Below are 23,278 nucleotides of genomic sequence, written 5' to 3'. Positions count from 1 at the left end.
TCTCGATGCATTTTTTCGCCGAAACTGACATAACCGGGTTCCACTTTGAGGTGGCGCTCGATCAGGTCGTGGAATGCCGGCAATTGATGGAACGGCATGCCCGGATAGGCGTGATGCTGGACAAGCAATGACAAACTCCGGTCTCCGAGAGTGATCTGCCACCGGCGCAAGCCGTCGGCAGATCACGATGCTCGAGCCAGCTCAGGCGGCCTTGGTCCTCATCTGGCTCAGGGCAGCCACAAGCGCCTCCGCCGCCTCACCCGATGAGGCCGGGTTCTGACCTGTGATGAGCCGGCCGTCGACCACCGTGTGCACGCCCCAATCCTTGACCTTGGAGAAGACCGCGCCGAGGCTGATGAGTTCGTCCTCGACGAGGAAAGGCACGACCTTCGTGAGACCTACGGCCTCTTCCTCGGCGTTGGTGAAGCCGGTGACGGAGCGGCCTTGAACAAACGGGCTGCCGCCAGGGTTGGTCACGTGACGCAGGACGCCCGGCGCGTGGCAAACCAGGGCGATCGGCTTGCCGGCCGCGATGAAGGATTCAATCAGCTCGATCGAATTCGGATCTTCGGCCAGATCCCACAGCGGACCGTGGCCGCCAGGGTAGAATACCGTATCGAAATCCTTCTGGTCGATGCTGTCCAGGCGCACCGTTTCTGCAAGCTGCGCCTTGGCGACCTCGTCGGCGTTGAAGCGCCGCGTAAGGTCGGTCTGGAACATCGGCTCGTCGCTCTTCGGGTCGAGAGGCGGCTGGCCGCCCTTCGGCGAGGCCAGCGTGATCTCGGCGCCGGCGTCCTTGAAGACGTAGTACGGCGCTGCCAGTTCCTCGAGCCAGAAGCCGGTCTTCCTGCCGGTGTCGCCCAACGTATCGTGGGAGGTGAGTACCATGAGGACTTTCATTGTCGGATCCTTTCGTCAGATGCCGCGCCGTGAGGGCATCGCCGCCGGTTGATTTGTAGCTCGATCAGCCGCATCGGCTAATCGACAAGCGGATAATGGCACTCACCTACATATTTCAGAAATTTACTTCTTTGATTTCAGATATTCATATAAGAATATATCTCAATGAGATACGACCTGAACCTGCTTCCGGTTTTCGTGGCCCTGATGGAGGAGCGCAGCGTGACACGGGCAGCGGCGCGACTGGGCATCACCCAGCCAGCGCTGTCCAATTCGCTGAACCGCCTGCGAGACACACTGCGGGATCCGCTGTTCATCCGGGAACGGTACGGCATAAGGCCGACGCAACTCGCCGAGGAGATCGCTCCAACGATCGAAGCAGCGCTGGCGCAACTGGACGATCTCATTTCGAACCAGCAGGAGTTTCAGCCGGCCGACGCCGAGCGACTGTTCACGCTCGCCCCCAACAGCTACGTGGAGCTGGTGTTGATGCCGGCCCTCGTGGCGAGGACGCGTGAGCGAGCGCCGGGGATCAAGCTGCGCATGACGGCATTCGGCAACGATCTCGCCGAGACCGGCGTCATTTCCGGCACCACGGCCATGGTGCTTGGCCGGATCGTCGAACCGCCGGACAACCTTGTCGTCCAGCATCTCATGGATGATGGGCTGGCCTGCGTGGTGCGCAAGGACCATCCCGAAATTCAGGACCGCATTTCTCGCGAGCAGTATGAGAGGCTCAAGCACGTCAACGTGCTCCCACCGGGCCGGCTGCGCGCGGGCCTCTTCCAGGCATTGGAGCATCAAAACCTCAAGCGAGAGGTCGCTGTTTCGGTCACGCACTTCCTTGCCGTGCCTGAGATGCTTGCCGTCACGGACTACTGCTCAACGCTGCCGAGCCTTGTCTGCCGGAATCTTGCACGGGATCCGCGCCTGAAGGTACTACCGGCGCCCGTCGATCTCGGCACTTTTCCGGTGCAGATGGCCTGGCACGTTCGCTATCGCCACGACCCGGCCCACAGGTGGTTGCGTTCGATGATCAGCGAGGTGGCAAAAGAAATGACTTCCGAAGCGACCTAAGACGGCTTTCTTGTATTGGCATTGATGTCCGCAAAGAGCCGAACCGTGCCATTCATCGTGCCGAATGGGCCCACTGAGAGCGGGCGCTGCGCCAGTCCGGGTGAGCCCTGCGGTCAGCGCAACGCCTCGATGTATTTCTCGTGAAAGCTCACATAGCCGGGCTCGACCACCTTGAGATGCCGCTCGATCAGCCGATGGAATTCCGGCAACTGGTGGAACGGCACGCCGGGATAGGCGTGATGCTCGGCATGGTAAGGCATGTTCCAGGCGAGCTTGCGCACGAACCAGTTGGTCAGGGTGGTCCTCGTATTTTCTAGCATGTTGGCGACGAAGGGACAGCGGCCATGCTCGGCCAGCAGATAGAGCCGCAGGAACGGCTGGCCAAGCAGCGCCGGCACGATCCAGACATAGAGCAGCACATAGGCCTTGAACCAGACGGCAAGCGCCAGGACCGCGACATAGAAGGCTATCATCGCCCGCGCCTCGGCCTTCACCTTGGGCAGGCCCTTGGGCGGCACATAGCTGTCGCGGCAGGCGCCAGTCGCATTGGTGTAGAGGGTCATGAAATGGCCCCGCCATACCGGCAGGCCTGAAACGTGGACGATGTATTGTCGCAAGGTCTCGGGCTTCGGGAAGGCCAGTTCCGGATCGTTCTCCGGATCCTGGGTGAAGCGGTGATGGGCGAAGTGGAAATAACGGAACCAGTCGGCGGGCAGCGCGATCGCCAGGCTGCAGAAACGCGCGACCATATCGTTCAGCCACTGCGTTTCGAACGCAGTGCGGTGCACCGTTTCATGCAGCAGCGTGAACAGGAACACGATGAGGATGCCCTGCGGCAGCATCAGGACCGGCCAGAACGGCACCTTGGCCGCGATCAGCGCGCCGATAACGTTGATCGCGCCGAGATGGAGAGCGAGTTGGACAAGCCCCGGGCCATCCGATTTGCCGGTCAGCCGGCCGCGCTCTTCATTGGTCAGCGAAGCTATGACGTAGCGATGGTCGACGGTTGCGTCGTGGTCGATTGCGTTCATGCGTTCACGATACCCAGAAAGAAACCTTTCGAAAAACGATGATTTCTGTAAAACAGATAAGCTCACCTTATCTTTTGGATTGCCATGGTCGCTCTTCCCTCCTTGCGCGGACTTCAGGCCTTCGAAGCGGCGGCGCGGACAGGCAGCTTTGCCGCCGCCGCGGAGGAACTGTCGGTTTCGGCGGCGGCCGTCAGCCAGCTTATCCGCACCGTCGAGGAGCAGATGGGGCGAAAACTGTTCCACCGCGTCAACCGGCGCGCGGTGCTTACCGAGGCCGGCGTCGAGATGCTGCCGAGGCTCAGCATGGCTTTCCGCGAAATCGGGAGCGTCGCGCGCGATGTCGGCGGCGATGCGTTCCGGCCAAGGCTCGTCATCTCGGTGCCGCCTTCGATGGCGATGGGCTGGCTGTCGGAGCGGCTCGCCGGCTTCGTCGCCGGCCATGGCGCGGCCGACATTTCTCTGCGCGGCGATGACGACCCCGTCCCGTTCGACCACGAGTTTATCGACATCCGCCTCTCCTACGGACCCCATTACCGGGACCATCCGAGCGAGGAGATCGTCAGGGACGCCGTCTATCCCGTCTGCGCGCCAACGCTCGCCGGCGCGACCAAATCCGAAAGCCTTGCCGGCCTGCCGCTCATCCACACCGATTGGGGACCAACCGGAGCATCCTTTCCATCCTGGCGCAACTGGTTCGAGGCCGCGGGAAGCGAGCCAAGCCGCGCGGCGCAGCGCGGTCTCTCCGCGAACTCGTCACGGGCAGCGCTCGATCTCGCCATTTCAGGCTTGGGCGTGGCGCTCGCGCAAGGCGTCTACTGCGCCCAGGCACTGGAAGACGGAAGGCTGGTCCGGCCCGTCGCCCGATCGCTGGCGTTGCGCCAGCCCTATTGCCTGACGATCCCGGAACGCGGCGCAAGGCGCGACGTCGTGGCCGCGTTCCGGGAATGGCTGATCGGGGAATGCGCGCGCGCCGTCGGATCGGCGGCACTGGTCACTCCATCGACCTGACGGCGGCAAAGCAAACCCGGCTTAGAGGTGACCAGCCAGTGCAACAACCATGTCCTTGCTGCTGGCCACCGGAACGATCTCGAACTCTACGAGATCCGCCCATTCGATGACCCAGCGCTGCAGCACCGTCGCATCGTCGGCTTCCACCAGCATGAAGCAGCGGCTCATGTCGCCGGCAATCCAGCTGTGATGCACGACGAGTTCATCCGGCTTTAGGCGGCCCTTGTCGCGAAAGCGGCGGTAGATTTCCTTGCGGTCCGCGCCGTGGAAATCCTCGATCACGAAGAACAGCATTCTTTGCCTCGGTTTGAGTGATCTTGAAACGGGAACTGGGGAACTGAGGAACTGAGGAAGTCAGGCCCGATGGCCTCCCCTAGCCGCTCCAATTCTTCAGTTCTTCAGTTCCCCATTACTTCTCCGGCCGCTCCAGGCGTTCCAGGAACCACTGCGTCAACCGTACCCACAGCTCGTCCTTCTCGCCGGAATCCTCCCAGCCGTGGTCGAGATTGGGATTGTCGTTGACCTCGATGACGAAGACGCCGTCCTTGGTCTCCTTGAGGTCGACGCCGTAGAGGCCGTCGCCGATGCATTTTGCTGCCCGGACCGCCGTCTCGACGACATGCGGCGGCGTCTGCTTCAGCGTGAAGGTCTTGATGCCGCCCTGGTCTGGCTTGCCGTTCGCCTTGTGGTTGACGATCTGCCAGTGCTTCTTCGCCATCAGGTAATGCACGGCAAACAGCGGCTGGCCGCCGAGCACGCCGACGCGCCAGTCATATTCGGTCGGAATGAATTTCTGCGCGATCAGCAGATCGGAATCGTCCAGCCACTCGGTCGCGAGCTTGGTCAGCTCGGCCATGTTCTCGCACTTCTTGACGCCGCGCGAAAAGGATGAATCCGGAATCTTCAGCACCAGCGGGAAGCCCAGCGTCTGCGCCGCCACCTCGAAGTCGGACGTGCCGGCGATCATCACCGTCGGCGGCACCGGCACCTTGTTGTAGGTCATCAGCTCGTTGAGATAGACCTTGTTGGTGCAGCGGATCATCGACAGCGGGTCGTCGATCACCGGCATGCCTTCCTGCTGGGCGCGGCGCGCGAAGCGGTAGGTGTGGTTGGAGATCGAGGTCGTCTCGCGGATGAACAGCGCGTCGTAATTGGCGAGCTTGGCGAGGTCCTTCCTGGTGATCGGCTCGACCTCGACGCCCATCTTCTCGGCGATTCGAGCCCAATAACGCAGCGAGGAAATCTCCGACGGCGGCAATTCCTCATGCGGGTCGACCAGCGTCGCGAACGTGTAGCGCGCCGGCGTGCGGCCCTTGGTGTCGCGCCATTCGCGATTGGTGTAGGTGTCGAGGCATTGCAGGAAGAGCTCTTCCTCGCCCTCGGTCATGCGGGCGAGCGGCAGGAAGCCGATCTTGCGGATCGAGGCCCATTCGGCGCTGTCCTTGATATGGACCTCCAGCGCCGGCGCGCGGAACCAGTCGAACAACAGCTTGGCGAAACGGTCCCAGACTTTCGACGGGCCGATGCCGAAGAAGATCGCCGCCTTGGCCGGAAACGTCCCGCCGAGGTCCTTGCGGCATTTGTTCAAAGCGAGCTCGAGTTCCGGCAGCGCGTGCTCGTAGAGCTTGCGCTCCGAGAGGTCGATCATCGTCTCGACCGTCGGGATCACCCTGTGGCCGCGCGAGCCGGCCAGCAGCGAGGCGTAGTAGCCGCGGCTCTGATAGCCGTAATTGTTCGACAGGTTGATCACTTTCGGCCGCTGGCCGCGGAACAGCGCCGGATGGGCGAGATAGTCGCGGTTGGTGATGATCTTGTGGGGTGTGGCCACCTGATCGAGATCGTTCTGCCTGCCTGTCAGGATTACCCAGGTCATTGTTCAGCGTTTTCCCAGAGTGATGGCGGCGCGCAAACCGTCGCGGCCGAACTGCGCCATATTCATGAAGATGTCGTAGGGCACTGGAATGTTCGCGGCATCGAGAATCGTTTCCTGCCTTTCATCCTCGACCCAGGGGTCGTGGATCAGGATATGGTCGCCATCGTCGCCGATGGCCAGCACCCAATGCGGCACCTTCTTGCCGAACATAAGGAAGCCGCTGATCAGCACCACCACCAGCTTGCCCTCGGCAAGGGCTTGGCGGATGTCGTCGATGCCGAACGGACGGTAATTGACCGGGATGCCGTAAAGCTCCGCCCGGCGGCGGAAATCGACCTGGGCAAGCTCCATCACCCGGCGCTTGTCCTCACTCCTTACCGACTGCAGAAACAGCGCGCCGTAGAAGGAGACGAATATCTCGGCGGCGAGCCCGCTCTCATAGCCGGCGACCGCCAGGCCGAAAGGCTCGCAGCCGCCAGGGCCCGACATCATGAAGACCGTGGTCGCCTCGCGCCACAGGCGGATTTCCATTACCGGGTCCGGCACGAAGCCAATGTCGAAATTGGCCATCGCCATCATCAGGCAGCATGGGCCGCAGGTGAACTCGCAGGTCTGCTGATAGAACGGCACCTTGGTCGCCGTGGGTGTGTCGCCGCGCAGCGTCTTTTCGTAGCGCAGCGCCGTGGCGCCATCCTCGTAATAGTCGGGCTCGCGCCCCAGTTTGCGATAGCCGGCCTGCTCGTAGACGCGGATGGCGCGATCGTTGTCCTCGCGCACTTCGAGGCGCAGTAACAGCCTGTCGTGCTCGAAGGCGGCTTCCTCGGCCGCCACCAGCAGCAGGCGACCGATGCCGAGCCGGCCAAAGAAGGGACCGACAGCGATGGAATAGAGCCGCGCCACGCCGCTGCCCTTGCGGAACAGCACCACCGCATAGCCGGCGACGCGGCCCTCGCTCTCGGCCACCAGCATCTCGGCGGTCTCGCGTTCGATGAACTGACGGAAGGAGCGGCGCGAGAGCCTGTCGCCCGGAAAGACGGCCTTCTCGATGGCGGCGAGGTCATCGACGTCTGACGCGCGGGCCTTTCGAATCTCGGCAGGCATGCGGGCTTGGGAAAACCTCGATTGGGTTGTGGAAACGGCCCCGATGGATGCGTCGCGAACACCGGCCGAAACGCCAGCATTCATCAAGCGCTATCGCTCCTTGATTAGGGCCGAATTGTGACAGTTTCCGCCACGGCAGGAAAGGGCGAAGTGTTTGAACAGAATTGCCGTTCGAAGGGCGGCCGGCCGGCGAAAAACGCAGCCGGTTCAGCTCGATATGCCGGCCAGGAGCTGGCCATAGGCGCTCTTTGCGACATCCGAAAGCCGCTCCGGCGGCAACGAGCCGACGACGGCGCAAGCGTAGCCCTTGTCGAGCCAGTAGACCGCCTCCGGTCCGCCCCCCTCGGCCGTATAGGTGCCCTTGGAGGTTGCGGCCGATTCGGCGGTGACGAAGAGCGAAATCCGCTCACCCTTGGCATCCTCGTAGAGCAGCATCGCCGCCTTGCCTTGCTCGCCGGCAGGCAGCAGCCGGCCGCCGACCAGTTGGAAGCCCTGAGCCGCCAGATCGGGCGCGACCAGCTTCAGCCCGACGCGGTTCGACAGCCAGGTCTGGAGATGATCCTTGTCACTCGCCGGGACCTCGACGGCATGGCGCTTCTCGGCGGCGTAGATGACATGGGCGGCGATCGCCTGTTCGGCGAGTTGGTCGTCGCCTTCGCCGCCGCGACTGGTGCTATCGATGCCGGCGACATAGCCACCCAACCCGCCGACGGCGAGCACCACGGCAGCCGCGGCCGAGAGCCACCAGCGCGAGCGCCACGCCGGTGCTTTCGCTGGCGCCTGACCGAACAGCGCCTGCCGCAGCCTTGCCGGCACCGGCTCGTCCATCACGCCGGCCAAGGCGGCGCGCATGGCGGTGCGATCGGCAATGTAGCGCGCGGACTTCGCCTTCATTTCGGGATTGGCCTCGAGCCAGGCTTCATAGGCCATGCGCTCCTCGCCCGGCAGCTCGCCGTCGAGGGCCATGTGGATATCGCGTTCGGAAAAATCGCGGCGGGTCATTTTTCAACGATCCTTATCGAGCGGCGGCGCGATGAGTCGTCGAGCAGTCCTCGCAGTTCCTCGCGGCCGCGCGCGATGCGCGACATCAGCGTGCCGGCGGGCACGCCAAGGATGTTGGCGGCCTCGGCATAGGAAAAGCCCTCGATGGCGACCATCACCAATGCCGCGCGGCGATCGGGGCTGATCGCCTGCAAGGCATCCATGATCTCGCGCGAGGCGATGGTCTCGACCTGATCGGCGGGTGCGGCTTGGGCTTCCCCGGCTTCGAGAGGCAGCATCGCCGCCTCGCCGCGCCGGTTAACCTTGCGCATCTGGTCGATGAACAAGTGATGCATGATCGTAAACAGCCACCTCCGGGGGCTTTCTCCCGTCTGCCAGTTGTCGAGCCGCACGAGCGCCCGCTCCAGGCAATCCTGGACGAGATCGTCGGCGGAATCTCGATCGCGCAGCAGCGAGCGCGCGTAGCGCCGCAACCGCGGTATTTCGCTCAGGATCGCTGCCTTCTTGTCGTCCATGACCGCTTGTTTCGAGGTCGCTTTCCATCCCGATAGAACGCGCCTTTCCGGCGCGGTGCAAGCGTCAGCGCGAAGCGGCCGAACCGCTGCGATTACCCAAGCACATGCAAAACGATGGCGCAGGCTGGTTTATTCCCGGCCCAAAGCTGCGCAGGATGGATTGTTTGATTACGTGATATAGGTATACTAGGTATATTACGTATGATGGTGGCCGATGAAGCAATTCACTTTTTCAGATATGAACCGCGCGTCGGGTGAAATCCTCGAAACCGCAATGATCGAGCCCGTCGCTCTTACAAAACGCGGCAAGGAAAAGCTGATCATCCTATCGGCCAGACAATACCGGCAGCTCGTCGGTTCGTCTCATGCCGCCGCTTACACGCTGGAAGGCGCACCGGACGAGGTCCACGACGAACTGATGTCGGGGTTGGAAGCCATCATAGCCGGTGATGAGCCGGATGATGTTTAAACCCGGCGATCTGCTTCGATACTACTATCTGTGGGCGCGGCAGGCTGACGCCGGCGAAGAATCCGGCCGCAAGGCGCGCCCGGTCTGCATCGTGGTCAGAACGCCCACTACGCCAGCAGCGCTGTTCGTGTTCCCGCTCACCTCGCAGCAACCCGATGCGACCCGCACGTATATTGCCGTCAGTGAGATCGAGTGCCGGAGGGGTGGCCTCGATTTTCCGTCATGGCTGATTCTCGACGAATACAACCGGGTGCGGACTGACGAAGCTTACGACCTGTCTCGACCAAGCCGATCGGTTCTTTCAGTCCGGCGTTCGTGCGCAAGATTGCTGGCCTCATCAAAGAGGCAGCCAACCAGCGTCGGCTGCGTGGCATTGTCCGGAAATAACGGCAACGGTCCGAGCAAACCCTAGCCCGCTCTCCCCTCCCTCGCCGCCCGCGTGAGCAGCCGCTGATAAAACAGGCCTATCCCGATCAGCACGGCGCCGAGGCCGATGAAGGAGAGCGCGCGCAGCACGCCTTCCAGTTCCGACATGTCGAAGAGGAAGACTTTCACCACCGCGACCGCGATCAACACCGCGGAGGCGATGCGCAGCACCTGCGATTTCAGCCAGACGCCGGCGGTGAGCAGCGCCACGCCGATGACCAGCCAAAGCGCGGAATAAGTGTAGGTCTCGAGCTGGCCAAGCCCGCTCCACCAGGCGATGAACTCGCCCTTGAACAGGCGCCGCACCGAGAGCGTCGCATAGGCGAAGGCAAGCAGCGAGGCGATCAGCGCCAGCATTGCCGCATACCACCGCGGACGCTTGTCGCGGACATAGAGCGCCAGCGCGCCGGCGGCGATGGCCGGCAGCAGGTAGGCGAGGAACAAAAGGTTGAAGACCGGGATCGTGCCTGTCGACTCGTCCGTCAGCAGCGGGTTCAGCACGACGAAGTGCTGAACCGCGATCAAGCCGGCCGAGACCACGCCGGCAGCCATCGAGCCATAGCGCAGAACCGAGCTCGGCGAGCGCATGTCGATGGCGACCAGTATGGCGCCGGCGCCGAGGGCGATCAGCGTGTAGATCGCCTGCTCGGCAAGCGTCACGGCGCCGGCATCGATGACGCCGCCATGCATGGCATGGCGCACCAGCATGGCAATGGTGAGTAGCGCGAACAGCGCCGAGGCCGCCTCCATGGCAAGACGCGGCCGGCCGTTGGTGGTGCGGGCGAGCTGCCAGGCGGCGAAACCGAAGGCGAGCGCCGGAACGCCATAGCCCGGCAGCAGCCAGTTGAAGACCGGCGTCCTGGAGAGAAAGGCCGCGCCGACGATGGTCGGATCGAAGGCAACGCGGCCAAGCACGGCGACCGCCGTGCCCACCGCGATCCAGCCCAGCACGGGGTAAGACCGCCATCGCGTCGCGAAAGCTGGAATGATGGCCGCCGCCCCAAGCAGCACGGTCGTCCAGCCTGAACCGAAGGCCATGTGCAGCATCAGCAGGCCGGCGACGCCGGCGCCGCCAAGCGCGAACGACACGGCCGGACCGCCAGTCAGCGGCGGCGCCTCGGCGCGCGCGATCCATTCGCCGCCAGCGGCAAGGGCCAGCACCAGCAGCAGCGCCGGCAGCGCATAGCCGAGGTCGCGGTCGATATCGCCGAAGGTCAGCCACAGCGCGAGCAGCACCACCAGCGGGGCAATCACACCCCAGGCCGCCCAGCAAGCAGCGCGTACCGGCGCGGCGACAGCGAAGCGGCGTGCCGCCCAGAAGCCGGCGGCGAGGAAGACCAGGCCGAGCGCGATGCCGACGCGGAAAGTCAGCGCGTCGGACGAGGCCAAGGGCTGTGCATCCAGGCCGACATCGAGCGCATTGGCGCCGATCGTGGCGGGCGGGATGATGCCGAGATGGATCAGCACGGTGGCGATCCCGGCGGCAAAGACCAGCGGCAGCGCTCGCGGCCGGTAGAGCGCCACCGCGACCAGCGCGGCCAACAGGACCGCGCCGTGCAAGGCATCGCCGGCACTGGCAAAGGCCGGATCGACGGACAGGCCGAGCGCGCTCAAGGCGATGAAGAAGCCAGGCACGATCGACGGCCAATCGAAGCCTCGCTCCGTGTCGTCGCGGCCAGTCGTCAAGAACGGGGCAAGCCAGACGAAGGCAAGCACGGCGAGCGTGGCGAGGCTGATGAACAGCACGGCTGCGAGGTTCACGCCCGGCGCGTCGGTCATATAGAGAATGGTCCAGATGCCGGTGCCGGCGAAGGCGGCCGCCACCAGTGCCTGCCAGTCGCGGATGCGCGCGATCGCCGCCGTCGCCGCGAGCACGATCGCCAGATAGACGAACAGCGCCCAGGGATTGGGCGCCTGCGACGATACCAGCGCCGGGGTGACCATGGCGCCGACGAGGCCGATGCCGGCCAGCGCCAAGCCATGCACGAGCGAAGCACCAATGGTCGCGACGCCGATGACGCCAAGCAGAGCGAAGGCGGTCGCCGGGCCGATGAAGCCATAGATGCCGTGGGCGGCGTAGACCGTGCCGAACAGGATAAAGGCGCCGGCTCCGGTGAGGATTGCCGGGATATAGGCGCCGGCGGCGCCCTGCACCGGCACCTTGAAGCCGGTGCGGCGGATGAATTCGGCGCCGCCAGCCAGAACAAGGCCGAGGATGGCGGCCATCGTCAGGCGCACGCCGGGGCCGAAAATGCCGGCCTCGATGGTGTAGCGGATCAGGAAGACGCCGCCCAGCGCCAGCGCGATGCCGCCGACCCAGACCGCCCAGCGTGTGCCCAGCGCCGTCTCGACATCCGTCTGGCGCGCGGCTTTGGCGGGCGCCGCTGTCCCGGCGGGCGCGGCGGCGCCGGCCGGTTCGGCTTTTTTGGATTCCGCCGCGCCGTCCTTGCCCGCCTCGCCCTTCCACGGCCCGGCCGCGACCTCGGCTTCAGCGGCACCCGGCTTCGCGGCGGTGGGCTCGGTAGCAACGGCGTCCCGAGCCGCAGGCTCAGCGGCGACAGCCGCAGGTATAACTTCGCCCGGGGCGCCTTCAGCGGCCTTGGACGGGGGCAGCGCGGCGCCTGAGAGCACCAAGCTGCGCAACGCGCCCAACTCGCGTTCGATCAGGCTGATGCGGTTCTGCTGACGTGAAACGATGACGAAAAGAGCAATGACGGCGGCAATGGCGATCAGGCTGAAAAACATGGCGGTTTCCCTCAAAACCAGACCAGTCGTGGCCGACAAATGCGGCAATGAGACGGCTACCAAATGAGCGCTCTACCGGCCGGTAAGATCGAGCATGTTTTACGGCCGATGACCAGCGGGTCGGCAGGCTTATCCAAAGCCGACATGGCAAGCGGCGGAGGCATGCCTGCGAGATTGCCTGGCGCCTGTCGCGAAATACTCGTGCTATCTTCACGCGTTCACAAGAAATGCCATGGGAATCTCGAATGCCGCAGCGAAGCGCTGGCCTGCTGATTTACCGGCGCATCGCCGGTGATTTCGAATTTCTGCTGGTCCATCCGGGCGGGCCGTTCTGGGCGCGAAAGGATGAGGGCGCGTGGTCGATCCCGAAGGGGCTGATCGGCGATGAGGAGGACGAACTCGAAGCCGCCAAGCGCGAGGCCGAAGAAGAGCTTGGCGTCGCCATCGCGGGCGATTTCGAGCCGCTCGGCAGCTACAAGCAGCCGGGCGGAAAAATCGTCATTGCGTGGAGCGTCGAGGCCGATGTCGACGCGAACGCCATCAAGAGCAACATGTTCACCATGGAGTGGCCGCCGAAATCGGGAAGCATGAAGGCGTTTCCCGAAGTGGATCGGGCCGGCTGGTTTTCACCTCCCAAAGCCGGCCTCAAGATCCTCAAAGGCCAGCGCCCCATGCTCGACCATTTCCTGGAGCGGCGCGGCTCGGATTAAGCGCCTTTCCTGCTACCCTGCCTCACTCGCAATCGCCTTCGTCGCCGCATGATGCCGGCGCAGCGCGGCCAGGAAGCCGGCGCGGGCGTCGGGCGGCTCGAGGCCGCGCGGCTCGTAGACATGGCGGGTGAAGAAGAAGCCGCTGAGCCGGAAGGCATCTTCCAGTGCCGCCGCATCGGCGCGCAGACCGGAGCCGCGTTGCAGGAAAGCCGGCAGCGCCAGCATCTTGTCGTGCCAAGCCGCACCCGCCGCGCGCGAGACCGCGCGTCCGGATTTCGGCGAGACATAGGCCAGATCCTGCCGCGTGCCGGTCGCCGCGCATTGGCTGAGGTCGAGGCCGAAGCCCAGCTCGTCGAGGATCAGCAGTTCGAAGCGTGCCACCAGCTCGCCCGCAGCGTCGGCATCGTCCAGATGGGAGATCATTACGGCAAGCGCCTCATAGAGGCCGCCATGAGCGTCGCGCTCGGGCAGAAGCCTGAGATGCGCGGCCATGGTCTGCAGGCCGTAGACGGCGACGGCGCTGTCCATCAGCCGCGCGGCGTTCATCTCGATCGCCTCGGCCTGGAAGACACCGAGATGCTCGTCGAGCCGTGCCCGCCACAGAAGGTCGACACGGTTGCCGGCCTGCAGCACGGGCTGCTGCTTGCGCGAGCGCCCTCCCCGCACCAGGCCGAGGTGGCGGCCATGGGCGCGCGTCATCACCTCGAGGATGGCGCTGGTTTCGCCATGTCTGCGAGTGCCGAGAACGATCCCCTCGTCGCGCCATTCCATAGACTTGAGCTTTTCACCCGTTGCGCGGCGAAATCAAGATTGGCCGGGCACAGGCGGCGAGACTGCTGCCACACCAAAATATCGGAATTTTCTCAGAAAGCGTTCGGGATTTCCGGGCGACGAAGGCGCCAGATACAGACGCGTTGACCGGATGGATGGCCGGCGCAGACCGCCGAACGGGTTCGGCCGGCCTTTCCCGAAGCGTCGACCTCGCGGGCGGGCGACCTTTCGCAACCATGGCCCGACCAGAGATTCGACATGAGCTCCTTCCTGGACTTGGTGTGGAAGCACCGGTTGACCTTTTTCTTTGCGCTGGCGCTCGGCCTGACATGGCTGGCGTTCATCCCCTTCTATCTGTCGCATGGCGAGAGCATTCCCTGGTTCACCTTCGGACCGGCGGTCTCGGGCTTCATCGTCGCCGCACTTGCCGGCGGCTGGAGCGCGGTGAAGGCCATCCTGGCCTCGATGGTGAAATGGCGCGTTCGGCCGATCTGGTATCTCGTTGCCTTCGGCCTGCCGTTCGGAGCGCAGCTCGCCTCGATCCTGATCAATCCGCTGTTCGGCTCGGCGCCGCCGGCCTGGGGCAATATCCCGGCTTTCTCCGAAATCCTGCCGATCGTCGCGCTCTATGCGGTCTTCAGCGGCCCGCTCGGCGAGGAGCCCGGTTGGCGCGGCTTTGCGACCCCTCGCCTGCTGGCCAACCATTCGGCACTCGCCGCCAGCCTGATCCTCGGCGCGATCTGGGCCATCTGGCACTTCCCGCTCGGCCTTGTCGGCGACCTCTCGCTCTACGGCACGATCAATGTCGTGCTGGCGGCAATCGTCTTCACGTGGCTCTATCAGAACACCGGCAGCGTGCTTCTCGCCATCCTGATGCATGTCACACACCAGAACAGCGTGCGCTTCCTCGGCAAGGCGTTCGTCGACGGCGACTATGTGCAGCAGCAGTGGATCGGCGTCGCGATCTGGGCGATCATCGCCTCCGCGATCGTTGCCTATTACGGCACCGAAAGCTTCGTGCGCCGGCCGGGGGCGCGGCTTGCCGTCGCCTGAGCCCATCAAGCAAATTTCCGATGATCGGCGAGCACCTCCTCGATCACCTGACGCTGCCTTTCGGCCTCGGCCTGGTTGGCGTCATGTCCGGCGACGGTGATCAGCGCCTTCCACAGCGCCCAGCCGCGGCCGCGCGCCCAGGTCGCGTCGTCCACCGCAATGCGGGCGCGAAAGGCTTCGCGGCTGTCGCCCTCGAAGAAGGTCCAGGTGATGGCGAGGTCGCAGGATGGGTCGCCGACGCCGGACGTGCCGAAATCGATGACGGCGCTCAAGCGGCCGTCCTCGACCAGCAGATTGCCAGAGGCGACGTCGCCATGGAACCACACCGGCGAACCGTGCCAGGTGGCGGCAAGCGCTCCTTCCCAGACAGTGGTGGCGGCCTGCGTGTCGATGCGGCCTTCGAGCGCGTCGATCGCTTGCCTCGCCTCGCCGTCATAGACGCTCAGCGGTCCGCCGCGGTAGAAATTATGCTGGCCGGGCGCAGGTCCATCCGTCGCATCGATGCCTCTCAACGCGACGAGGAAATCGGCGAGCGCGACCGCGAAAGAATTGAGATCGGCAATGCGCCCGTTCCTGGCGGTATCGCCCTCGATCCAGCGGTAGACCGACCAATGCCACGGATAGCCCTCGGCCGGCTCGCCCCAGGCCACCGGTGTCGGAATGGGCAGCGGCAGCAGCGGCGCGAGTCTCGGCAGCCAGCGCTGTTCCTTCTCGACCTGCATCGCATAAGGCTCAGCGCTCGGCAGCCGCACCGTCATCGCATCGCCGAGATGGAAGGTGCGGTTGTCCCAGCCGCCGAAGGCGACCGGGCTGACCGGGAGATGCCGCCATCGCGGAAACTGCACGTCGACCAGCCGGCGCACGAGAGCGGTGTCGATGGTTATCCCTGGATTGTGCATGCCGCGGACCCGTTGCCGGGATCTTCTACGCGACAAGCATCAATTTGCATGTCGTCATCCCAAAACCGCTTCACATTTTTTGGGCGACATGCATCAATGGGGAAACTCCAGCCCCATCTCGCGATAGCGCTCGGGGTCGTCGCCCCAATTCTCGCGCACCTTGACGAACAGGAAGAGGTGCACCTTCTGCTCGAGTATCTCGGCGATCTCGGTGCGCGCGGCCTGGCCGATGGCGCGGATCGTCTCGCCCTTGTGGCCGAGCACGATCTTCTTCTGGCTGTCGCGTTCGACATAGATGACCTGCTCGATGCGCACCGAGCCGTCCTTCTTCTCTTCCCATTTCTCGGTTTCGATATGCGAGGAATAGGGAAGCTCCTGATGCAGCCGCAGATAAAGCTTTTCGCGGGTGATCTCGGCAGCGAGCTGGCGCATCGGCAGGTCCGAGATCTGGTCCTCCGGATAGTACCAGGGGCCGGCGGGCAACGCCTCGGCGAGATAGTCGAGCAGGTCCTTGCAGCCGGAACCGGTCAGCGCCGACACCATGAAGGTGCGCTTGAACGGCACGCGTTCGTTCGCGGCCGCGGCCAGCGCCAAAAGCGTTTCCGGCTTGACGCGATCGACCTTGTTGAGGACGAGCAGCATCGGCTGGCGGACGTCCTTCAGCCGGTCGAGGATGGCATCGGCATCGCCCCTGATGCCACGCTCGGCGTCGATCAAAAGCACGACGACATCGGCATCCTTGGCGCCGCCCCAGGCAGTGGTCACCATCGCGGTGTCCAGCCGCCGCTTCGGCTTGAAGATGCCGGGCGTGTCGACGAAGACGATCTGCGCGCTGTCATGCGTGGCGATGCCGCGCACGATGGCGCGGGTGGTCTGCACCTTGTGGGTGACGATCGACACCTTGGCGCCGACCAGTTGGTTGACCAGCGTCGACTTGCCGGCATTGGGCGCGCCGATCAGGGCGACGAAACCGGAGCGCGTCGCGGGTGCTTCAGGGTTTTCAATTTCTGTCATGCCGCGCTCCATACGCCTTCGCGCAGCAAAAGAGTAGCCGCCGCGGCCTGCTCGGCCTCGCGCTTGGAGCGGCCGCTGCCGGTTGCCGGAGCGAAAGCGCCGACCTTGACGCTGACGGTGAACAGCGGATCGTGGTCCGGCCCCTCGCGGCCATCGACGCGGTAGGCCGGCGCGGCGCCGGCGGCTGCCTGATGCGCCCATTCCTGCAATTCGGTCTTGGCGTCGCGGCGGGCAGCACCTATGGCCTGCGAGCGCGGCTGCCAGTAGCGGTGGATGAACGCGCGGGCAGTCTCAAGGCCACCATCCAGATAGAGCACGGCAATCAACGATTCCAGCGCGTCGGCGCGCAGATTGGTGCGCTTGCGGCCTTCGAGGTTGCGCACGTCGGAGCCGGCGCGGACCAGTTCCGGCAGACCGATCTCCTCGGCGATTTCCGACAGCGCCTCGGCATTGACCAGCGCGTTGAGGCGCAGCGAAAGCTCGCCCTCGGCGGCATCGGGGAAGGCAACGAGCAGCATGTCGGCGACGATGAGACCGAGGACGCGGTCGCCCAGGAATTCGAAACGCTCGTAGTCGACGCCGGCATGGCTCGAGCGCGCGCTGGCATGGGTGAGCGCCCGCTGCAGGCGCTGGCGGTCGGCGAAGACGTGGCCGGTGCGCGGGGCAAGCGCTTCGGCAAGGGCATCGGCGGTCAAACGCTTGCTGGCCGCCATGACCTTAGTGGACGAAATTGAACAGGCGCCCGACGCGCATCAGCGACGGCCACTTCCAGACCTCGAGCGGGCTCGCCTTGCCGGCGATCGAGAAGAAGATGATGTTGGCGCGGCCGACAAGATTTTCCGCCGGCACGTAGCCGACGCTGAGGCGGCTGTCGGAGGAGTTGTCGCGGTTGTCGCCCATCATGAAATAGTGCCCGGGCGGAACATCGAATTCACGTGTGTTGTCGGTGATCGAGTCGGGCGACAGGTCGAGCGTGTCGTAGCTGACGCCGTTGGGCAGCGTCTCGCGGTAGACGTCGACGGGCTGGGGCACTTCGGTGATATCGGGATTTTCGATCTGGCCGGTCTTCACGCGCGGCACGCCCTCGCCGTTGATGAAGAGCTGACCGTTCTTCATTTGGATCTTGTCGCCGGGCAGGCCGACGACGCGCTTGATATAGTCGATGGATGGATCCGGCGGGAACTTGAACACCACGACGTCGCCGCGCTTGGGCTCCGAGCCCCAGATACGGCCCGAGAACAGGTCGGGCCCGAACGGCAGCGAATAGCGCGAATAGCCATAGGCCCACTTGGTGACGAAGAGATAGTCGCCTTCGAGCAGCGTCGGCCGCATCGAGCCGGACGGAATGGAGAAAGGCTGGAAGAGCAGTGTGCGGATGACGAGCGCGAGCAGCAGCGCCTGGATGATGACGGATAGCGTTTCGCCAAGCCCGCCGGATTTCTTCTGCGATTTTTCAGCCACGCTCATGTCGTCCTCGATTGTGCGATGTTGGTATAGAGTCTCGGCGCGCGCTGAGCAACGTCGTGCCGCTCGTGGTCAGATGGAATCAATGTGGCGCTTGTTCGGCGGGCACTGCCTCGATGATCACAAAGGCTTGAGCAAGCGGAAAATCGTCGGTGATGGTGAGATGGATCAGCGCACGGTGGCCTTTCGGCAGGATTTTCTCCAGCCTGGCGGCGGCGCCGCCGGTCAGCGCCATGGTCGGCGCGCCGCTCGGAAGGTTGACCACGCCCATGTCGCGCCAGAACACGCCCTCGGCCATGCCGGTGCCCAGCGCCTTGGCGCAGGCTTCCTTGGCGGCGAAGCGCTTGGCATAGGACGCGGCGCGGGCAGCGCGCTTTTCCGATTTGGCCTGCTCGACCTCGGTATAGATACGCTGGACGAAGCGCTGTCCGTGCCGCTCCAGCGATTTCTCTATACGTCTGATGTCGATGAGATCGCTGCCGATGCCGATGATCATTCCGCCGGCACTTCCCGTCCGCCCTGCCGCGCCTTCTTTTCGGCGCGCTCGGCCATGCGCTTCTTGCGCTGCTCGCGAAACACGGTCATGCCCCAGCGCGTGACGGCGTAGAATAGGAGCCCGAAGATCAGACCGAGCGGCACCGCGCCGATCAGCATCGGCTCCAGGACGGGGTGCCACAACTTGGCGAAGGAGAGCTTGTGCATCATTTCACCAAGATGCTCAGGCGGCCCGTGCTTCGGCAGGCGCTCATGCAGGATGAGCTTGCCGGTTTCCCAGGACGCGCCCCACAGCAGCGGGAAGGTCAGCGGGTTGCCGAAGAACACGGCGCCGAGCGCCGCCGCGACCAGATTGCCGGCGATTATCCAGCACAGCACGGCGGCGACGATGAAGTGGAAGCCAAGCGGAAAGAATGAGGCAAAGACGCCCGCGGCGACGCCGGCGGCGACCGAATGCGGCGTCGCCTTCAGCCGCAGGATGCGTTTGGAGAAATACTGCACGGAACGCGAAAACGAGCGGCGCGGCCATAGATAAGTACGCACCCGCTCAATGAGGCCATCAGGCTCTCGGCGTCGAAAAAGCACTCTGTTCCAGTTCCCGGTCCAACACGCGCTGCCCCTGCCCACCGGGTCGCGCCAACACATCTTGCGCTCCGAGGGCGCAGAAAGGCAATAAGACTTTGATATAGAGACAGCCAGGCCGCGTAACAACGAAACGCCACCGCGATGGTCTGCCGCAGGTGTAACAACACCGTCATTCCGGCGAAACTGAGGAAAACAACCGGGATGCGGAGCTGATGATCACCATTCGACCGGCGCGAGCCGAGGAAGCCGAGGCACTGCCGCGAATCGAACAGTCCGCCGGACTGGCGTTCCGCGCCATCCCGGAACTGGCGTGGCTCGCCGATGGAGAGAATATCAGCGCGGAGCGGCATCGCGCGCTGATCACGCAAGGCGCGTGCTGGGTTGCCGCAGACGACCATGACCAGCCGGTCGGCTTCCTGAGCGCCGGGATAGAGGGCGATGCACTACACATCTGGGAACTGGACGTGCGCCTCGACCGGCAGGGCTCCGGCATCGGCCGGGCTTTGCTTGAACAAACGATCGAGGGCGGCAGGCAGCGCGGCCTGGCCGCGGTGACCTTGACCACTTTTCGCTACGTCGCCTGGAACGCGCCTTTCTATCGCAAGTTCGGATTTCGCGTGCTCGAAGGCGCAGAGATCGGAGAACGGCTCGCAAACCTGCTCAGCAACGAGGCCGAGCACGGCATGCCTGCGGATCAGCGCTGCGCGATGCGGCTCGATCTCAGATAAGCCTGTCGAGGGCTACTTCAGGTATTCGCTGACCTCGACCAGATTGCCATCGGGATCGCGGAAATAGACCGACATCATCGCGCCGCGCGCGCCGATGCGCTCGACGGGACCGACTTCGATCGCCACGCCATTGGCTTCGAGACTGGCCTGGACTTCGGCAAGCGGTACCGCCGCCACGAGGCAGAAATCGCCGGAACCCGGCGTCGGCGTCTTCGCCTTCGGTTCGAAAGTGCGGCCGGCTTCGTACAGGTTGATCTTCTGCGAGCCGAACAGAAGCGCTGTCGGCCGGCTCGGTTGTCCGAGCCGCCGCATGCCGAGCACACGCTCGTAGAAGGCGCAGGTCGCCTCAACCGAGCGGACCGTCAGCACGAAATGGTCGATGCCTGCTATCACCGCGATCTCGACACATGCCGCTGGCGAAGAGATTCAAGCGACGCGCTCAAGTGCTTGTTTTTGCACATCACGACATCAGATGTTGCGGCTGCCAGGCTTGACGGCCGGAATGGCGGCAAGTTCGGGCGGCAAGCGGTCGGCCGGGTAGGCCGGCACCTCATATTCGGCGAGCGCGATCAGCGGCACGCCGACATCGGTCTTTCCGGCCGAGCGGTCGATGATGCAGGCGGCCGCCACCACCTCGGCGCCGATCTCGCGCAGGCAATCGATCGTCTCGCGGATCGACAGGCCGGTGGTGACGATGTCCTCGACGATGACGACGCGCGAGCCCTCGGCGATCTCGAAGCGGCGCAGCCGGAACTCGCCCCCTTCCCGCTCGACCCAGATCGCCGGCGCGCCGAGATGGCGCGAGGTTTCATAGGCCGGGATCAGGCCGCCAATGGCCGGGCCGACGACATAGTCGATCCTGCCGGGCACCGCCTGTCGGATCTTTTCGGCCAGCGCCTTGCACAGGCGCTCGGTCTTGTCGGCATGCATGAAGACGCGCGCCTTCTGCAGGAAGACCGGGCTGCGCAGGCCGGAGGTCAGGATGAAATGCCCTTCGAGAACAGCGCCGGCCTCGCGAAAAATGCCCAGCACTTCGTCGGTGTTCATTTGTTCGCTCCGTACCCTGGCGAGTGGTGAATGGTGAATGGTGAATGGTAGTGAGAGCAACCTTCTATTCACTATTCACTATTCACTATTCACTATTCACTATTCACTATTCACTACCGTTCATCCATTCACACGCCGCGCATCGCTGACGCTCGAATTGTCCTTGAGCTGCGACAACAGCCGGTTGAGATGCTTCAGATCCCAGACCTCGAGGTCGATCAGCATCTCGGTGAAATCGGGCGCGGTGCGTATCATCGACAGCGTGTGGATGTTGGCGTCGTTGGACGCGACGACCTGGGCGATGTCGGCCAGCGACCCCGGCGCGTTGATGGCGGTGACCGAGATGCGCGCCGGAAACCGCTCCTTGGTGCGTTCGTCGATGTCCCAACGCACGTCGATCCAGCGCTCGGGCTGGTCGTCGAAGGCCTGCAGCGCCGGCGACTGGATCGGATAGATGGTGATGCCGGTTCCCGGCTGGATGATGCCGACGATGCGATCGCCGGGCACGGCGCCTTCCGGCGCAAAGCGCACCGGCAGGTCACCGCGCACGCCACGGATCGGCACGGCGCCGTCGCGCGGCTGGTTCTTGTCCTTGCGCGCGGCGCGCGTGCCGGGCATCTGGAACAGCATGCCGGCGGCGTTGCGGATCTTCGACCAACCCTCCTCGCGCTGCTTGGGCGCCGCGACGGTGACGCGCTCGTCCTTGTAGTCGGGGAAGACCGCTTTCATGACATCGGTCGAGCTCAGCTCGCCGCGACCGACCGAAGCCAGCACGTCCTCGATGTCCTTGCGCGCCAGCCGGTGCAGAACCGGCTTCAGGCTTTCCTTGGTGAAGGTCTTGCCGGCGCGCTCAAAAGCGCGTTCGAGGATGCGAGCGCCGAGGCCGGAATATTGCTTGCGGATCGCATTCTTGGTGGCGCGGCGGATGGCGGCGCGCGCCTTGCCGGTGACCACGACCGATTCCCAGGCGGCGGGCGGCACCTGCGCCTTGGAGCGGATGATCTCGACCTCGTCGCCGTTCTTCAATTCCGTCATCAGCGGCATGATGCGGCCATTGACCTTGGCGCCGACGCAGGTGTCGCCGACATCGGTGTGGACGGCATAGGCGAAGTCGATCGGCGTGGCGCCGCGCGGCAGCGCGATCAGCATGCCCTTGGGCGTGAAGCAGAACACCTGGTCCTGGAACAGCTCCAGCTTGGTGTTCTCGAGGAAATCCTCCGGATTGTCGCCTTCGGCCAGCTGCTCGATGGTGCGCCGCAGCCAGGCATAGGCGTTGGTCTCCTTGGAGATCGCGTGGCCGGCGCCGTTCATCTTACCGCCGCTGTCCTTGTAGATCGAATGCGCGGCGACGCCGTATTCGGCGATCTTGTTCATCTCCCTGGTGCGGATCTGCAATTCGACGCGCTGGCGCGACGGGCCGACGATGGTGGTGTGGATGGAACGATAGTCGTTCTGCTTCGGCGTCGAGATGTAGTCCTTGAACCGGCCGGGCACCATCGACCAGGTTGTGTGGATGGCGCCGAGCGCGCGATAGCAGTCGTCGACGGAATCGACAACGACGCGGAAGCCGAAAATGTCGGAGAGCTGCTCGAAGGAGAGCGCCTTGGCCTCCATCTTGCGGAACACCGACCATGGCTTCTTCTGCCGGCTCTTCACGCTCGCCTTGATGGAATGCTTTTCGAACAGGCCCGACAGCGCCGTCTCGATCTCCTGCAGGACGCCCTTGTTGCGCTCGAAAATCTCGGCAAGCCTTGCGGTAACGGCGCGATAGGCCTCCGGATTGATGTAGCGGAAGGCGATTTCCTCCAGTTCCTCGCGCATGCCTTGCATGCCCATGCGCCCGGCCAAAGGCGCGTAGATGTCCATCGTCTCCTCGGCGATGCGCAGGCGCTTGGACTCGGGCATATGGTCGAGCGTGCGCATGTTGTGCAGGCGGTCGGCGAGCTTGACCAGAAGGACGCGAATATCCTCGGAGATCGCGAGCAGAAGCTTGCGCAGGTTCTCCGCCTGCTCCGCCTTCTTGGAGACGAGATCGAGTTTTTTCAGCTTGGTCAGGCCCTCGACCAGCTTGCCCATTTCCGGACCGAACAATTCGTCGATCTCGGCGCGCGTCGCGGTCGTGTCCTCGATCGTGTCATGCAGCAGGGCGACGGCGATGGTCGCCTCGTCCATGTGCATGTCGGTGAGGATGGCGGCGACTTCGAGCGGATGCGAGAAATAGGGATCGCCCGAGGCGCGCTTCTGGTGGCCATGCTTCTGCATGGCATAGACGTAGGCCTTGTTGAGCAGCGCCTCGTTGACGTCAGGCTTGTAGCGCTGGACGCGCTCGACAAGCTCATACTGACGCATCATGGGCGGAATCTCG

The 23,278-nt window shown here is 64.2% G+C and carries 26 protein-coding genes; 8 read left to right on the top strand and 18 right to left on the bottom strand.

Annotation, left to right across the window (positions count from 1 at the left end; all coding sequences use genetic code 11):
* Positions 1 to 5: 5 nt before the first annotated feature.
* Positions 6 to 131 (top strand): hypothetical protein, encoded by a 126-nt coding sequence (locus DPM33_RS37370; RefSeq protein ID WP_281004773.1) that lies wholly within the window; start codon positions 6 to 8, stop codon positions 129 to 131.
* A 70-nt stretch (positions 132 to 201) separates the two neighbouring features.
* Here DPM33_RS37370 and DPM33_RS04155 read toward each other — a convergent pair whose 3' ends face one another.
* Positions 202 to 900: a type 1 glutamine amidotransferase domain-containing protein gene (locus DPM33_RS04155; RefSeq protein ID WP_112095776.1), complete on the bottom strand. Its 699-nt coding sequence runs from the start codon at positions 898 to 900 to the stop codon at positions 202 to 204.
* Positions 901 to 1,065: 165 nt separating this feature from the next.
* On the opposite strand from DPM33_RS04155, the gene DPM33_RS04150 reads away from it, so the two are divergent.
* Positions 1,066 to 1,977 carry a LysR family transcriptional regulator gene (locus tag DPM33_RS04150; protein ID WP_112095774.1) on the top strand — a complete coding sequence of 304 codons (912 nt, stop codon included), beginning with the start codon at positions 1,066 to 1,068 and terminating at the stop codon, positions 1,975 to 1,977.
* 113 nt (positions 1,978 to 2,090) lie between these two features.
* Here DPM33_RS04150 and DPM33_RS04145 read toward each other — a convergent pair whose 3' ends face one another.
* Positions 2,091 to 3,008, bottom strand: coding sequence for a fatty acid desaturase family protein (locus tag DPM33_RS04145; RefSeq protein ID WP_112095772.1), 918 nt, complete (start codon positions 3,006 to 3,008; stop codon positions 2,091 to 2,093).
* An 84-nt stretch (positions 3,009 to 3,092) separates the two neighbouring features.
* Between DPM33_RS04145 and DPM33_RS04140 the strand changes: the two genes are divergently transcribed.
* Positions 3,093 to 4,016: a LysR substrate-binding domain-containing protein gene (locus tag DPM33_RS04140; RefSeq protein ID WP_112095770.1), complete on the top strand. Its 924-nt coding sequence runs from the start codon at positions 3,093 to 3,095 to the stop codon at positions 4,014 to 4,016.
* 21 nt (positions 4,017 to 4,037) lie between these two features.
* Here DPM33_RS04140 and DPM33_RS04135 read toward each other — a convergent pair whose 3' ends face one another.
* From DPM33_RS04135 to DPM33_RS04115, 5 genes are all read right to left on the bottom strand, one after another.
* Positions 4,038 to 4,310: a DUF3303 domain-containing protein gene (locus DPM33_RS04135; RefSeq protein ID WP_112095768.1), complete on the bottom strand. Its 273-nt coding sequence runs from the start codon at positions 4,308 to 4,310 to the stop codon at positions 4,038 to 4,040.
* Between the two features lie 115 nt (positions 4,311 to 4,425).
* Entirely contained in the window at positions 4,426 to 5,889 is a 1,464-nt protein-coding gene (locus DPM33_RS04130) for a RimK family protein (RefSeq protein WP_112095766.1), read from the bottom strand.
* A gap of 3 nt (positions 5,890 to 5,892) precedes the next feature.
* Positions 5,893 to 6,990: a GNAT family N-acetyltransferase/peptidase C39 family protein gene (locus tag DPM33_RS04125; RefSeq protein WP_112095764.1), complete on the bottom strand. Its 1,098-nt coding sequence runs from the start codon at positions 6,988 to 6,990 to the stop codon at positions 5,893 to 5,895.
* A gap of 207 nt (positions 6,991 to 7,197) precedes the next feature.
* Entirely contained in the window at positions 7,198 to 7,992 is a 795-nt protein-coding gene (locus DPM33_RS04120) for an anti-sigma factor family protein (protein ID WP_112095762.1), read from the bottom strand.
* Complete coding sequence (locus DPM33_RS04115) at positions 7,989 to 8,507, bottom strand: RNA polymerase sigma factor (protein WP_112095761.1); 519 nt, start codon at positions 8,505 to 8,507, stop codon at positions 7,989 to 7,991. The genes DPM33_RS04120 and DPM33_RS04115 overlap by 4 nt, the downstream gene beginning before the upstream one ends.
* 214 nt (positions 8,508 to 8,721) lie before the next feature.
* Between DPM33_RS04115 and DPM33_RS04110 the strand changes: the two genes are divergently transcribed.
* Entirely contained in the window at positions 8,722 to 8,976 is a 255-nt protein-coding gene (locus DPM33_RS04110) for a type II toxin-antitoxin system Phd/YefM family antitoxin (protein ID WP_112095759.1), read from the top strand.
* Positions 8,957 to 9,388, top strand: coding sequence for a hypothetical protein (locus DPM33_RS04105; protein WP_342634314.1), 432 nt, complete (start codon positions 8,957 to 8,959; stop codon positions 9,386 to 9,388). The genes DPM33_RS04110 and DPM33_RS04105 overlap by 20 nt, the downstream gene beginning before the upstream one ends.
* Here the strand turns inward: DPM33_RS04105 and DPM33_RS04100 are convergent.
* Complete coding sequence (locus DPM33_RS04100; protein ID WP_112095757.1) at positions 9,385 to 12,147, bottom strand: DUF2339 domain-containing protein; 2,763 nt, start codon at positions 12,145 to 12,147, stop codon at positions 9,385 to 9,387. The two genes, DPM33_RS04105 and DPM33_RS04100, sit on opposite strands and share 4 nt — an antisense overlap.
* 245 nt (positions 12,148 to 12,392) lie before the next feature.
* On the opposite strand from DPM33_RS04100, the gene DPM33_RS04095 reads away from it, so the two are divergent.
* A complete protein-coding gene (locus tag DPM33_RS04095; RefSeq protein ID WP_112095755.1) occupies positions 12,393 to 12,857 on the top strand; it encodes an NUDIX hydrolase in 465 nt (154 codons plus the stop codon).
* Between the two features lie 12 nt (positions 12,858 to 12,869).
* Here the strand turns inward: DPM33_RS04095 and recO are convergent, their stop codons facing one another.
* Positions 12,870 to 13,628, bottom strand: coding sequence for a DNA repair protein RecO (gene recO, locus DPM33_RS04090; RefSeq protein ID WP_112095753.1), 759 nt, complete (start codon positions 13,626 to 13,628; stop codon positions 12,870 to 12,872).
* Between the two features lie 294 nt (positions 13,629 to 13,922).
* On the opposite strand from recO, the gene DPM33_RS04085 reads away from it, so the two are divergent.
* A complete protein-coding gene (locus tag DPM33_RS04085) occupies positions 13,923 to 14,681 on the top strand; it encodes a CPBP family intramembrane glutamic endopeptidase (RefSeq protein ID WP_245441984.1) in 759 nt (252 codons plus the stop codon).
* A 5-nt stretch (positions 14,682 to 14,686) separates the two neighbouring features.
* On the opposite strand, the gene DPM33_RS04080 is transcribed toward DPM33_RS04085, so the two are convergent.
* The 6 genes from DPM33_RS04080 to DPM33_RS04055 all read right to left on the bottom strand — a co-directional run bounded on the left by DPM33_RS04080 (position 14,687) and on the right by DPM33_RS04055 (position 19,138).
* Positions 14,687 to 15,580, bottom strand: coding sequence for an aminoglycoside phosphotransferase family protein (locus tag DPM33_RS04080; protein WP_112095748.1), 894 nt, complete (start codon positions 15,578 to 15,580; stop codon positions 14,687 to 14,689).
* A 93-nt stretch (positions 15,581 to 15,673) separates the two neighbouring features.
* A complete protein-coding gene (era, locus tag DPM33_RS04075) occupies positions 15,674 to 16,606 on the bottom strand; it encodes a GTPase Era (RefSeq protein WP_112095746.1) in 933 nt (310 codons plus the stop codon).
* Positions 16,591 to 17,325, bottom strand: a complete 735-nt coding sequence (gene rnc, locus DPM33_RS04070; RefSeq protein ID WP_425373470.1) for a ribonuclease III — start codon at positions 17,323 to 17,325, stop codon at positions 16,591 to 16,593. Before rnc ends, era begins: the two co-directional genes overlap by 16 nt.
* Complete coding sequence (gene lepB, locus DPM33_RS04065; RefSeq protein WP_112095741.1) at positions 17,312 to 18,061, bottom strand: signal peptidase I; 750 nt, start codon at positions 18,059 to 18,061, stop codon at positions 17,312 to 17,314. The genes rnc and lepB overlap by 14 nt, the downstream gene beginning before the upstream one ends.
* 79 nt (positions 18,062 to 18,140) lie before the next feature.
* The gene (acpS, locus tag DPM33_RS04060) at positions 18,141 to 18,554 is read right to left on the bottom strand and encodes a holo-ACP synthase (RefSeq protein ID WP_041009542.1); all 414 of its coding nucleotides are present in this window, start codon (positions 18,552 to 18,554) and stop codon (positions 18,141 to 18,143) included.
* Positions 18,551 to 19,138, bottom strand: a complete 588-nt coding sequence (locus tag DPM33_RS04055; RefSeq protein WP_112095740.1) for a DUF2062 domain-containing protein — start codon at positions 19,136 to 19,138, stop codon at positions 18,551 to 18,553. Before DPM33_RS04055 ends, acpS begins: the two co-directional genes overlap by 4 nt.
* Before the next feature lie 212 nt (positions 19,139 to 19,350).
* Between DPM33_RS04055 and DPM33_RS04050 the strand changes: the two genes are divergently transcribed.
* Positions 19,351 to 19,866 carry a GNAT family N-acetyltransferase gene (locus DPM33_RS04050; RefSeq protein WP_112095738.1) on the top strand — a complete coding sequence of 172 codons (516 nt, stop codon included), beginning with the start codon at positions 19,351 to 19,353 and terminating at the stop codon, positions 19,864 to 19,866.
* A gap of 12 nt (positions 19,867 to 19,878) precedes the next feature.
* Here DPM33_RS04050 and DPM33_RS04045 read toward each other — a convergent pair whose 3' ends face one another.
* The 3 genes from DPM33_RS04045 to DPM33_RS04035 all read right to left on the bottom strand — a co-directional run bounded on the left by DPM33_RS04045 (position 19,879) and on the right by DPM33_RS04035 (position 23,265).
* The gene (locus DPM33_RS04045; protein WP_112095736.1) at positions 19,879 to 20,259 is read right to left on the bottom strand and encodes a VOC family protein; all 381 of its coding nucleotides are present in this window, start codon (positions 20,257 to 20,259) and stop codon (positions 19,879 to 19,881) included.
* 75 nt (positions 20,260 to 20,334) lie between these two features.
* On the bottom strand, positions 20,335 to 20,913 hold the full coding sequence (pyrE, locus tag DPM33_RS04040) for an orotate phosphoribosyltransferase (RefSeq protein ID WP_112095734.1): 579 nt from the start codon (positions 20,911 to 20,913) through the stop codon (positions 20,335 to 20,337).
* Between the two features lie 120 nt (positions 20,914 to 21,033).
* Positions 21,034 to 23,265, bottom strand: coding sequence for a RelA/SpoT family protein (locus DPM33_RS04035; protein ID WP_112095733.1), 2,232 nt, complete (start codon positions 23,263 to 23,265; stop codon positions 21,034 to 21,036).
* Positions 23,266 to 23,278: the final 13 nt, after the last annotated feature.

The sequence above is a fragment of the Mesorhizobium hawassense genome, assembly GCF_003289945.1.
GTDB classification, from domain to species: domain Bacteria; phylum Pseudomonadota; class Alphaproteobacteria; order Rhizobiales; family Rhizobiaceae; genus Mesorhizobium; species Mesorhizobium hawassense.
The sequence above is the reverse complement of the archived record's forward strand: the minus strand, read 5'-3'. Positions and strand labels throughout refer to the sequence as shown.